This window comes from Psychroserpens sp. S379A (genome assembly GCF_049800755.1).
GTDB lineage: Bacteria > Bacteroidota > Bacteroidia > Flavobacteriales > Flavobacteriaceae > Psychroserpens.
This window is the reverse complement of record NZ_JBNAFQ010000001.1, coordinates 389,247-402,371: the sequence shown is the minus strand read 5'-3', so window position 1 is coordinate 402,371 and position 13,125 is coordinate 389,247. Positions and strand designations below refer to the sequence as shown.

The following is a 13,125-nucleotide window of genomic DNA, read 5'->3' as shown; positions in this document are numbered from 1 at the left end:
GTGCTATTTTTATACTTGTAGTTTAAATACTACAAAATAAATCAAATAAACGGATTTTAAATTCATTTCCACGATTATTTCATAAATTGTTCTATATTTAGCCAAATTAAAATAGAAAATTATGAATCGAAAACTACTTTTAGCATTATTATGCATATGTAATTTACAACTGTTTGTAGCACAAGAATGTGCCTTTGATGGTCAACTACAATTACTGCGTCAAAATCCTGAATACATCATTCAGGAGGAAGAAATGGAAGTAAAAATTCAAAATTTTATTGAATCAGGAAGTATGACCAATAGAATGGGAGGTGTGCTTACAATTCCAATTGTAGTACATGTACTTCACCTTGGAGAAACTGTTGGAACAGGAACTAATATTTCTGATGCTCAAATTCAGAGTAGTATAGATAATCTAAACGATTTTTATAGAGGTCAAACTACAAATAGTCCTATAGATTTTGAAATTGAATTTGCTTTAGCACAAAGAGATCCAAACTGTAATGCAACCACTGGTATTAATAGAATTAATGCTTCAAGTGTTCCAAATTATAGTGCAAATGGTGTGTCTTTAAGTGGAGGTCCAGGAGCTGATCAAAATATATTAAAAGACTTAAGTCGTTGGCCAGAAACCGATTATTTTAATGTGTGGATTGTTACCGAAATTAATAATAATAATGGAGGTTCTGGTTTTCAAGGTTATGCCAATTTTTATAATGGAAATGTTCGTGAAGGTTCTGTAATGATGTATTCTGTGTTTGGTTATGATCCTAGTAATGCAAATCCGTCTTGGCCTTTAAACTTTGCTAGAGATAATAGTACTGTAGTTCACGAAGCTGGACATTATTTTCACTTGTATCATACCTTTCAAGGTGACGATACTAATAATGATGGTGTAGGAGATACTTGTCCTGCAGATTCTACTGTAGGTGTTGATAGTGATGGTTGTGCAGATACAGTTCCACATCTTAGAGAAACAAGTACCTGTCCTGCAACAAATACCTGTACAGGAAATCCTTGGGTAGATAATAACACGGTTAACAATATTATGAGTTATTATTTTTGTACAGATCGCTTTACAAATGATCAAAAAACAAGAGTACGTGCTGCAATGGAAGGCACTTCTTTAGTGAATTCCAAAGGTGGAGATCCTGTAGATCTTGGTTATGCTCCTCCAGTTGCTGTTTGTAGTAATAATGCAACATCTACCTTTAGCGCAGGTATTGTGAATGTGGAAATGAATGATGTTTCTTTTGCATCGTTCTCTTCAGGAAGTGATGGAGGTAATATTGATAACTCTGGAAACTGTTCTAATTACTTTGAAATAGATGCTTCTATAAGTAATACAGTTAATGTTACGATGTTTCCAAATAATATTCAACAATTAGGTATTTGGATCGATTGGAATGACGATGGTGATTTTAATGATGATGCTGAAAAACAACATTATTCTGGAAGTAATGCTGCCAACTCTGTAGTTTCTGTAACATTATCTTATCCAGCGAGTATTCCTTATGGAGACTATGTTAGAATACGATTACTTACAGAATTATCGACGATATATGGAGCGTCGAGTATTGATGATTTACCTTGTGACACAACGTTACAATATGGTCAATCTGAAGATTATGCAATTTATGTTCAACCTTCTGCAGGACCTACTACGTATACCTATAACAATGGTTGGTCACCAAGTGATCCAAATGGCATTGCGACTGCAAGTGAAGATATTATAATTGCCTCTGGTAGTGCTACAATTAATTCTAATACAACTTGTAATAGTGTAACAGTTAATTCTGGAGCAGGACTTACAATTAATTCTGCTACAACGCTTACAGTTTCTAATGGTTTAAATTTAGAATCTAGCTCGACGTCATATTCGAGTTTAATTCTTGATGGATCAGTTTCAGGAACAATTAACTACGAACGTCATGTTAATATTAATGGTTCTGGTATTACAGGAAGTAACGATTTGATTTCTGCGCCATTAACTGGTCAAGAGTTTGATGACTTTGCTATCGCTAATCCAAATATTTTCAATAATGGAAGTTTGTATTTATTTGGTCCGTTTGATAAAACTTCAGGAGATTATGTGACTTATGCTGGTAGCTCAACTGCAACTTTAAATGCAGGTGTTGGTTATAGAGCAGCTTCAAATAATAATGATGCCTTTACGTTTACAGGAACTGCAAATAATGGAGTTGTTACTAATGATATTTCAAATTTTGGACCTGTAGAAGCCGAATGGAATCTAGTAGGAAATCCGTATCCTTCATACTTAAATGTTCAATCGTTTTTAAATCATGAAGTAAGTACAGGTGTTAAAAACATTGATTTAATGAATACTGGTACTGCTGCAATATATGGTTATGATGGAAGCGCTCAAGATGGTTGGATTGTTTATAATTTAGCAAATATCTCACCTACCACAGTTATAACTCCTGGTCAAGGTTTCTTTGTAAGTGCAGATCCAACTAATGCACCTCTTTATGATTTAGAGTTTACTCCAGCAATGCGAACTACAGGAACTTCAGATGACTTTATTGCAGGAAGACATTCGAATAGTAGTTCTGTTTTAAGTAAATTAAACTTATCAAACTCTGTTACTACATCTAGTACAAGTATCTATTTTATTGAAGGAACAACTAAAGGTTTAGATAAAGGTTATGACGCAAGCCATTATAATGGTGTTGCAAGTAATTTTTCAATTTTTACTAATTTAGTTGAAAACAATGAAGGGAAAGATATAGCCATTCAATCCTTACCATACAATGATTTTAATAATGTTGTTGTTCCAGTAGGAATAAATGCTTCAGCTGGAAATTTATTAACGATCGCTTTAGAGGATCATTCAACGTTGCCTGATAACATTTTTGTTTACCTTGAAGATACTCTTGAAAATAAATTGACATTATTAAATACTTCTGAATACAGATTTACTTCAGCTAGCGATTTAACAGGTACTGGTCGTTTCTATTTAAGATATTCTTCTGAAGCTCTAGAAACACTTATTTCAGAATTAGACCACGTGCTAATTTATGCTAACAATGCTAATAAAGAGGTTGTAATAAAAGGCGAATTGTCAGAAAAGAGTAATGTAACGCTTTACGATGTTCATGGTAGAGAAATCTTAAGTAAGGATTTAGGTGTCTCAAATTCAGTACATTCAATTAATGTAGATGCACTAAGTACAGGTGTTTATATTGCGAAACTTTCAAATCAAAATTCTACTAAAACTCAAAAGTTAGTTATTAGATAAATAAATGTATAGTTTATATACTCGCAGTTACTAAATAAATTAGTAACTGCTTTTTTTTGCATTAATTCTTAAAATAACGTTCTTGCTATCATGTTTAATAAGAAGCGTTACTACTACTTAATCAAGATTCAATATTTAGGTTATCGATTTCATGGTTGGCAAAAACAGCCTAAGTTAAAAACCATACATTTAATGATTGATCGTACACTTAATTTTATTTTAGAAGGTAAAGAATTTAAAACCTTGGGTTCTGGTCGTACAGATGCAATGGTATCTGCAAACGAATCTGCTTTCGAATTGTTTGTCTATGAAAGAATTGAAGACGAAACAGCTTTTTTAGCTTTATTCAATCATAATTTACCACAAGATTTAAGAGCTTTAGCAATTGAAGAAGTTGAGGCAGATTTCAACATTATTCAGCATTCAAAAATTAAAGAATACATCTATTTGTTTGCTTTCGGACAAAAATGCCATCCATTTTGTGCACCAATTATGACGACCATACTTGATGATTTAGATATTGAACTTATGAAACAAGGTGCTCAACTTTTTGAAGGGACGCACAATTTTAAACCATATTGTTTTAGAGCTTCAGATAAAGGATTTTATGAACGCACTATTGAAAGCTGTGTATTGGTTGAAAACACATTGTATACTGCTAATTTTTTTCCGAAGAACACTTACACTTTAATTGTTAAAGGTAAAGGCTTCGGAAGAAATCAAATTCGCTTAATGATGGGAACACTTATTAAATTGGGTAGAGGAGAAGTGGACTTAAACTATATTAAAAATTCATTGAAATCTGAAAGTAAAGAAGTCATGGATTATATTGCGCCTGCTTCAGGTTTGATCTTAAATTCTGTTGAGTTTGAATAAGTTTACAATTTGCTTTTAGCGTGTTCTAACCCTAATTCAATATAATGCAATAATTGAGATTCGGTGTTAAAACCTTCAGAAGACACATAAACAAATTCTTTCATCGGACGCTTGGTGAAATCCATAGGACGAACAGTATCTTTTGCTAATTCAATTTCCATCTTATCTGAAACAATGCGAACAGCAAGTTCATTTTTAACAATACCAATAGTCATTTTTCCTTGATATAAAAACGACAAACCTCCAAACATTTTCTTTTCGGTAAACACTTCTGAAAACAGTTTTAATTGTTCTCTAATTCTATTTGCAAGCTGTTCATTAAATGCCATAACTTATAGTTTTAATCTTGCTGAAGCCATGACGCTTTGGTCTGCATAATTGCCTTCCAAATATTTTAAATAGCCAACAATGGCAATCATAGCTGCATTATCTGTAGTATATTCAAACTTCGGAATATAGGTCGTCCATCCAAATTTTTGTTCACCAGATTTTAAAGCTTCACGAATACCAGAATTTGCCGAAACTCCACCTCCAATGGCAATATGTGTAATGCCTGTTTGCTTTGAAGCTAATTTTAGTTTGTCCATTAAAATTCCGATAATAGTATATTGAATCGATGCACAAATATCATTTAAATTCTCTTCTATAAAGTTTGGGTTTGCTTTTACCTGTTTCTGAACAAAATAAAGAATTGCTGTTTTTAATCCAGAAAAACTAAAATTCAATCCATCAACTTTCGGCTTGGTAAACTGAAACGCTTTCGGGTTTCCTAATGCTGCACGTCTGTCAATTTCTGGTCCAGCAGGATAACCTAAACCTAATATTTTTCCGCTTTTATCAAAGGCTTCTCCAACAGCATCGTCAATGGTTTCGCCAATCACTTCCATATCAAAATGAGAATTAACTTTAACAATTTGTGTATGACCACCAGAAATGGTCATGGCTAAAAATGGGAATGGAGGCTTCTTAAAATCGGCTTCTTCAATAAAATGAGCCAAGATGTGTGCCTGCATATGGTTCACATCAATTAACGGAATCTTTAATCCGTAAGCCAAAGATTTTGCAAACGAAGTTCCTACAAGCAAAGAACCCATTAATCCTGGACCACGAGTAAAAGCTATTGCGCTTAATTGAGATTTATCAATACTCGCTTTTTTAAGTGCTTGATCGACTACAGGAACAATATTTTGTTGGTGTGCTCTTGAGGCTAATTCTGGAACAACACCTCCATAATCTTCATGGATTTTTTGACTAGCGACAATGTTACTCAAAATTTTTCCGTTAAGCATTACTGCTGCAGCAGTATCATCGCAAGACGACTCAATAGCAAGAATATATGTATTTTGTGAACTCATTAATACAAATTAGGCACAATAATTGTTAATTTTGAGGTCAAAGTTATAACTTTAAAGGCGTATCAAAAAATTCCTAAAAATACTATCCAAAATAGTAGCAATTATTTTGCTACTGTTTGTCATTTTGGTACTTATTTTATCTATTCCATCTGTGCAAACTTCATTAGGAAAACGACTTACAAAAATGTTAAATGATGATTTTGGAACCAATATTAATATTGGTAAGGTTGGGCTTCAGTTTAATGGAGATGTTGAGTTAAAAGAAATTTATGTTGAAGACTATAAAAAAGATACACTCATTGCGATTCAAGAATTAAACACGTCAATTCTTAATTATAAAAATCTAGCTAATGGTAAACTTAATTTTGGTGATATAGACATCTATAATTTAATCTTCAATATTAAAACTTACAAAGGAGAAGAAGATACTAATCTTGATGTTTTTGTCGAAAGGTTTGAAGAAGATAATCCTAGCCAAGAAAAAAGTGGATTTTTATTATCATCTAGCGATGTTTCTATTTATGATGGGACTTTTAGATTAATTGACGACAATAAAACAACACCCAAAGTTTTAGAGTTTAACGATTTAAGCATTAATGCTACAGACTTTGTTATTGATGGTAGTGATGTTAGAACTCGAATAAATACACTCGCATTTAAAGATAGTAGAGGTGTGCATATTCAAAATTTAATGACCGATTTTGAATACACGTTAACCTATATGAATTTTAATAACTTAAATATTAAAACCGATAAATCAATTTTAAAAGGTCGACTGCGTTTTGATTACAATCGTGAAGATTTTAAAGATTTTGAAGATAAAGTACAAGTTACTGCTGACTTTTCAGATTCTGAAGTGACTTTAAATGATTTAAATGCATTTTACAATGAATTTGGTATCGACCAAAAAGCAAAATTCAATGTTAATTTAACTGGAACTCTAAATGATTTAAATGCTAATAATTTGCAATTAAATGCTAGTGGAAGAACTCAAATTTTCGGTGATCTAAATTTTAAAAATTTATTCAGTAGTGCAGAAAGTGATTTTTCAATGACAGGTCGTTATGATAATTTATCATCAAATTATTATGATTTAAAAGCTTTGCTTCCAAATGTTTTAGGTGAATCAATTCCTAGTGTGTTTTCAAAACTAGGTGATTTTAAAATCACAGGAACCTCATACATTACAGATACAACTATTGATGCAGATATTAAGATCAACACTAATTTAGGTTTAATTGTTTCTGATATGAAAATGACTCATGTAGACGATATTGATAATGCAAATTATTTAGGAAACGTTGTTTTTGATGAGTTTAATTTAGGAGCTTTACTCAACGATCCCAATATAAAAACAACATCGTTTAACTTAGATGTTAATGGAAAAGGGTTTACTATAGAAAACCTAAGTACTCAAATCTCAGGTGAAGTGTTTCACATTGAATATAATGAGTATAATTATCAAGACATTGAAGTGTCTGGTAAATTAGGAAATCAAATATTTAATGGTTTTTTAGAATCAAAGGATGAAAACTTTAAATTTACATTTAATGGTCTTGCCGATTTGTCACAAGACATTAAAAGTTTTGACTTTGATGCTGATGTAGCCTATGCAAATCTTAAAGCATTAAACTTTATTAAAAAAGATAACGTTTCCGTTTTTAAAGGTGATATCAAAATGTCTATGAAAGCATCTAGTATTGATGATGCTTTTGGAACCATAAATTTTAAAAACACAACTTATATCAATGAAAATGATGAGTATTTCTTTGAAGATTTTGCCATCACTTCTGTATTTGAAGACCAACAACGAACGCTTCAAATAAATTCTCCAGATATTATTGAAGGCACAATGAAAGGAAACTTTAAATTTAAAGACCTAGGTAAACTCGCCGAAAATTCTGTTGGAAGTATTTATACCAATTATTCTCCTCATCAAATTGAAACCGATCAATATGTAGAATTTAATTTTAAAATCTATAATAAAATTGTTGAAGCCTTTTATCACGATTTAAAATTAGGTCCAAATACTACAATTAAAGGGAGAATGGAAACTAATGAAAAAAACTTCAATCTTACCTTTAAATCTCCAAATATCAAACTCAAAGAGTACTTTGCTAAGGATTTATCTGTATTAGTCGATAACAGCAATCCTGTTTTTAACACCTACATCGAAATCGATTCCTTAAGTTCAAAGTTTTATAAGGTCTCCGATTTTAGTTTAATTAATGTAACACAACGAGACACCTTATTTATTAAGTCTGAATTTAAAGGCGGAAAACAAAATACAGACGATTTTGATCTTAGCTTATTTTATACCATAAATGAAGCGCAAAACTCTGTAATTGGCTTTCAAAAATCGAATATCACTTTTAAAGAGAATACATGGACTATTAATGAAGAAAAAAATAATGCAAATAAAATTATAATTGACAGAAATCTAGAGTCATTTGATATCGACAATATTGTAATGACTCATTTTAATGAACAAATTGAATTGTTTGGCGCAATAGAAAATACTGATACAAAAGATGTCAATCTTAAGCTCAGCAATGTAGATTTAACAAAAATCACACCTCGAGTTGATAGTTTAACTTTAGCAGGAAGAGTAAATGGTGGACTCAAAATTCTTCAGAAGGAAGGAGTGTATTTGCCAAATTCTAATATAACTATTAATGAGCTTAGAGCTAACAATTTTGAATTAGGAGATCTAACTGCAGATATTTCAGGAAATGAATCTTTAACCAATTATACTGTCGACTTAAATCTTGAAAATGATGGCGTAAAATCATTGGATGCCTCAGGAACTATAGACGTGAGTGATACCAATTCAAACATTGATTTAGAGGTCAATTTTGAGGAGTTCCTCCTTGACCCATTAAATCCGTTTGGCGAAGGAATTATTACAAATATTAGAGGCTTAGTAACTGGTAATGCTAGTGTAACAGGACGTTTAGATAGTCCTCAAATAAATGGTGAACTTTTACTAGACAATGCTGGTTTAACCATTCCGTATTTAAATGTAGATTACAGTTTTGATTTTGATTCTCGAGTAACTTTAGAATCTCAAAAATTTGTTTTTCATGATGTCGATATTACAGATTCAGAATACTTCTCAAAAGCAACACTTAATGGGTTTATAAAACATAAAAACTTTTCAGATTGGGAATTAGGACTAGAAATAGACACCTCAAGACTTTTAGTATTAGATACCGAATATGACGAAGAAGAACTCTATTACGGAACAGCTTTCGTAACAGGAAAGGCTGATATTATTGGTCCAACCGATGCTTTAAAAATTGAGTTTAATGGAAGTACTGCTCAAGGTACTGTATTTAAAATTCCATTAAGCGATTTAGAAACTTATGGAGACAACTCTTACATTCGTTTTTTATCACCAGAAGAGAAAGCAGCAAAGAAGAATGGTGAAGTAGCTCTTGAAAATCTAGTAAAAGGTCTAGAACTTGAGTTTAATCTATTTGTTAATCCGTATGCTGATATTGAAATCGTGATTGATAAAAACTCTGGTAGTACAATTCATGGTAATGGTAATGGCAATTTACTATTTGATATTAATACCAACGGAAAATTTCAAATGTTTGGTGATTTTCAAATTGTTGAAGGCACCTACAATTTTGCTTATGGTGGCTTAGTGCAAAAAGAATTAACTGTTGTTCCTGGAGGTTCTATTCGTTGGGAAGGCGATCCTTTAAAAGCGCAAATTGGCTTATCTGCAATATATAAAGCTCAAGCAAATCCTTCGGTATTATTAGACAATCCTATTAATAGAAACATTGATGTTGAAGTTAAAATTAACCTCGCAGGACAATTAGAACAGCCAGATCCAGATTTTACATTTAACTTTCCTAATGTAGATTCAAATATTAAGTCTGAGTTGGAGTATCGTTTAGAAACTAAAGAATCTAGAGAGTTTCAAGCTCTTAATGTATTGTCATTTGGAACTTTTGCCAGCGAGTTTAATTTAGGACAAAGTGCTTATGGAACGATTTCAGATCGTGTCAATTCGTTATTTAATAGCATTCTTGGAAATGATGGAACCGAAAAAATAAACATAGGTGTTAATTATCAAGCTGGTCAGCAAACTGCAGAATATGAAACTAGTGATGAAATAGGACTAACACTAAGTACAAAAATTAGCGATAGAGTGCTTATTAATGGTAAAGTAGGTGTGCCAATTGGTGGTGTTAGTGAAACTGTAATTGCTGGTGATGTACAAATTGATGTGCTTTTAAATGAAGAAGGTACACTTACAGCTAAATTCTTCAATCGTGAAAATAATATCAGAAATTTTGGTGAAGAAATTGGTTACACTCAAGGTGTTGGTTTATCGTATAATGTTGAGTTTGATACGTTCAAAGAATTGGTTCAAATTATTTTTACAGGTAAAAACAAAAAGGAAAAGCAATCAAAAGCAGAAAAATCCAAAGAAAACGATGAAAATCTACTTCCAGATTTTATAAATATAAAGTCAGAAAAAGATAAAAAAAGCAATTAACCTGTCACTTTTTTATTCCATTTTTAAATTAGTTATTAACGAAAACGTTTGAAATTTTTTCGTGCTGTTAAATTATCTCAAATACTACAGTCATTGTAATATATGTTTACTAATTTTATAAAACAATAATAAATTATGCTGCATACAATAAAGAAAATAGGTGTGTTTACTTCTGGAGGAGATTCTCCTGGAATGAATGCTGGTATTCGTTCGGTAGTTAGAGCTTGTGCTTTTCATAATATAGAATGTATTGGTATTTACAGAGGTTATCAAGGTATGATTGAAGGTGATTTTAAATCTATGGATGCTCGTAGTGTAAAAGGAATCATTAACAAAGGAGGTACCATTTTAAAATCTGCTCGTTCAAAAGAATTTAGAACAGCCGAAGGCCGTAAAAAAGCTTATGAACAACTTAAAAAAGCAGAAATTGACGCTTTTGTAGTTATTGGTGGTGACGGAAGCTTTACTGGAGCCATGATTTTTAGTGAGGAATATAATATACCAGTTATGGGAATTCCTGGAACAATTGATAACGATATCTATGGAACTACTCATACCTTAGGATACGATACAGCACTCAATACTGTTGTTGATAGTATCGATAAAATTCGAGATACTGCAAGTTCACATAACCGCTTATTTTTTGTTGAAGTTATGGGACGTGATGCTGGTCATATTGCTTTAAATGTTGGTGTTGGAGCAGGAGCTGAAGAAATTTTAATTCCTGAAGAAGATTTAGGATTAGATCGACTTTTAGAATCATTAAGACGAAGTAAACAATCTGGAAAATCATCAAGCATTGTTGTTGTTGCCGAAGGTGATAAAATTGGAAAAAACGTTTTCGAACTTAAAGATTATGTCGAAGAACACATGACAGAATACGAAGTTAGAGTCTCTGTACTTGGTCATATGCAACGTGGAGGTGCTCCATCGTGTTTTGATCGTGTATTAGCTAGCAGAATGGGAGTAAAAGCAGTTGAAAGTTTAATCACTGGAAAAACCAATTGTATGGTAGGTCTAAAAAATGATGTTATGACACTCACACCTTTAGATCAAGCTGTAAAAGGAAAATCAAAAATAAATTTAGAATTGTTACGCGTATCAGATATTATGTCGATATAAGTAATCAAATTAATAAAAATAACATTAAGAAATAGAAATATGAAATTAGGAATAAACGGATTTGGTAGAATTGGAAGAATTGTATTTAGATCAACAGTAAAACGTAATGATGTTGATGTAGTTGCTATAAACGATTTGTTAGATGTTAATCATTTAGCCTATTTATTAAAATATGACTCAGTTCATGGACGCTTTGATGGTGACGTTCAAGTCAAAGATGGGAACTTAGTAGTTAACGGAAAAACAATTAGAGTCACTTCAGAAAGAGATCCTAAAAATTTAAAATGGGATGAGGTTGGTGTTGAAGTTGTAGCAGATTGTACAGGTATTTTTAAATCTTTAGAAACAGCACAATACCATATTGATGGTGGTGCAAAAAAAGTAATAATTTCTGCTCCAAGTAAAGATGCTCCTATGTTTGTAATGGGTGTAAATGATGATACATTAACTGCGGAGCATACCATTGTATCTAATGCTTCATGTACAACAAATTGTTTGGCGCCTTTAGCTAAAGTGATTGAGGATAATTTTGGAATTGAAGAGGCTTTAATGACGACCATTCATGCTGCGACATCTACTCAGTACACTGTAGATTCTCCTTCACGTAAAAATTATCGTTTAGGACGTAGTGCTATAAACAATATTATACCTACAACAACAGGTGCAGCTAAAGCTGTTGGAAAAGTCATTCCTGAATTAGATGGAAAACTAACAGGTATGGCATTTAGAGTGCCAACTGCTGACGTGTCTGTCGTAGATTTAACAGTTAGAACTTCAAAAGAAACTTCTTTAGAAGAGATTAAAGCGGCTATTAAAACTGCTGCCAATGGCGCAATGAATGGTATTTTGGGTTATACTGAAGATGCAGTAGTATCTCAAGATTTTGTGAGTGAAGAGCGTACTAGTGTCTTTGATGCCGAAGCCTCTATTGAATTAAATTCAAAATTCTTTAAGCTAGTAGCTTGGTATGATAACGAGTTTGGTTATTCAACAAAATTAGTAGACTTAGCACTAAAAGTTAATTCGCTTTAAATAAAATTCATTATAAATCCGTAGTATTTAATTTTTTATATATCATCTACGGATTTATTTTAACTAACATCTATGATTTTAATAACCGATAGTGGCTCAACAAAATGTGACTGGATTGTTATAGACGAAAATGGAAATCAAATCCATGAAAAAATACGTACAAAAGGACTTAATCCAGCTATTTTAAAGAAAAAGAAACTCAATAAAATCATAAAAAAAAATGATGAGTTAATGCAGTTTAAAAACAAAGTAACTCATGTGTTTTTTTATGGAGCAGGTTGTGGAACAACCAAGCCTAAATTAATACTTACTGAAATTTTAGAATCTATTTTTACTAATGCTGCTGTAGAAGTTCAAGAAGATACTATGGCAGCTGTAAGAGCCACCATAAATCATAGTACTGAAGCTTCAGTAGTTTGTATTTTGGGAACAGGATCTAACTGTAGCTATTTTGATGGTGAAAAACTACATCAACGTGTGGTTTCTTTAGGTTATACGCTTATGGATGATGCTTCAGGAAATTATTTTGGTAAAGAATTAATTAAAGATTATTACTTCAACAATATGCCAGAAGATATTAAAGTTGCTTTTGAACATAAATATAATGTAGAAGCCGATTTTATAAAGTACAATCTGTATAAGCAACCAAATCCAAATGCGTATTTGGCAAGTTTTGCGGAGTTTGTGTTCTTAAATAAAGATTCGGATTATATTGTTGAATTGATAAAAAAAGGCATTCGAGTATTTACTAAAAATATGATCTTTCAGTATAAAGAAGAATTAAAAACGGTTCCTGTTCACTTTGCTGGATCTATTGCGTTTTTTGCTGAAGACGAAATACGTCAAGTTGCTGAAGAACTCGGATTTACTATTGGTAATTTTGAAAGACGACCAATAGAAGGTCTTGTAAACTATCATATAAATCAACTTAAATCCTAGATTTATAATATTTATTAAAACAAAAA

8 protein-coding genes are annotated in these 13,125 nt (G+C 31.8%); 6 read left to right on the top strand and 2 right to left on the bottom strand.

The window, feature by feature from the left end:
- The first annotated feature begins 121 nt into the window (after positions 1–121).
- The gene (locus ACP15M_RS01720) at positions 122–3,259 is read left to right on the top strand and encodes a GEVED domain-containing protein (protein WP_425075441.1); all 3,138 of its coding nucleotides are present in this window, start codon (positions 122–124) and stop codon (positions 3,257–3,259) included.
- 90 nt (positions 3,260–3,349) lie between these two features.
- On the top strand, positions 3,350–4,135 hold the full coding sequence (locus tag ACP15M_RS01715; protein ID WP_425075440.1) for a tRNA pseudouridine synthase A: 786 nt from the start codon (positions 3,350–3,352) through the stop codon (positions 4,133–4,135).
- Positions 4,136–4,137: 2 nt separating this feature from the next.
- On the opposite strand, the gene ACP15M_RS01710 is transcribed toward ACP15M_RS01715, so the two are convergent.
- Complete coding sequence (locus ACP15M_RS01710) at positions 4,138–4,464, bottom strand: TfoX/Sxy family protein (protein ID WP_425075439.1); 327 nt, start codon at positions 4,462–4,464, stop codon at positions 4,138–4,140.
- Between the two features lie 3 nt (positions 4,465–4,467).
- Entirely contained in the window at positions 4,468–5,490 is a 1,023-nt protein-coding gene (gene tsaD, locus ACP15M_RS01705; protein ID WP_425075438.1) for a tRNA (adenosine(37)-N6)-threonylcarbamoyltransferase complex transferase subunit TsaD, read from the bottom strand.
- Positions 5,491–5,641: 151 nt separating this feature from the next.
- Here tsaD and ACP15M_RS01700 point away from each other — a divergent pair, with 151 nt between their 5' ends.
- The 4 genes from ACP15M_RS01700 to ACP15M_RS01685 all read left to right on the top strand — a co-directional run bounded on the left by ACP15M_RS01700 (position 5,642) and on the right by ACP15M_RS01685 (position 13,099).
- Entirely contained in the window at positions 5,642–10,006 is a 4,365-nt protein-coding gene (locus tag ACP15M_RS01700; protein WP_425075437.1) for a translocation/assembly module TamB domain-containing protein, read from the top strand.
- 135 nt (positions 10,007–10,141) lie between these two features.
- Positions 10,142–11,128 (top strand): 6-phosphofructokinase, encoded by a 987-nt coding sequence (gene pfkA, locus ACP15M_RS01695; RefSeq protein WP_425075436.1) that lies wholly within the window; start codon positions 10,142–10,144, stop codon positions 11,126–11,128.
- Between the two features lie 39 nt (positions 11,129–11,167).
- Positions 11,168–12,160 (top strand): type I glyceraldehyde-3-phosphate dehydrogenase, encoded by a 993-nt coding sequence (gap, locus tag ACP15M_RS01690; protein ID WP_425075435.1) that lies wholly within the window; start codon positions 11,168–11,170, stop codon positions 12,158–12,160.
- Between the two features lie 72 nt (positions 12,161–12,232).
- Positions 12,233–13,099 carry an N-acetylglucosamine kinase gene (locus tag ACP15M_RS01685; protein WP_425075434.1) on the top strand — a complete coding sequence of 289 codons (867 nt, stop codon included), beginning with the start codon at positions 12,233–12,235 and terminating at the stop codon, positions 13,097–13,099.
- Positions 13,100–13,125: the final 26 nt, after the last annotated feature.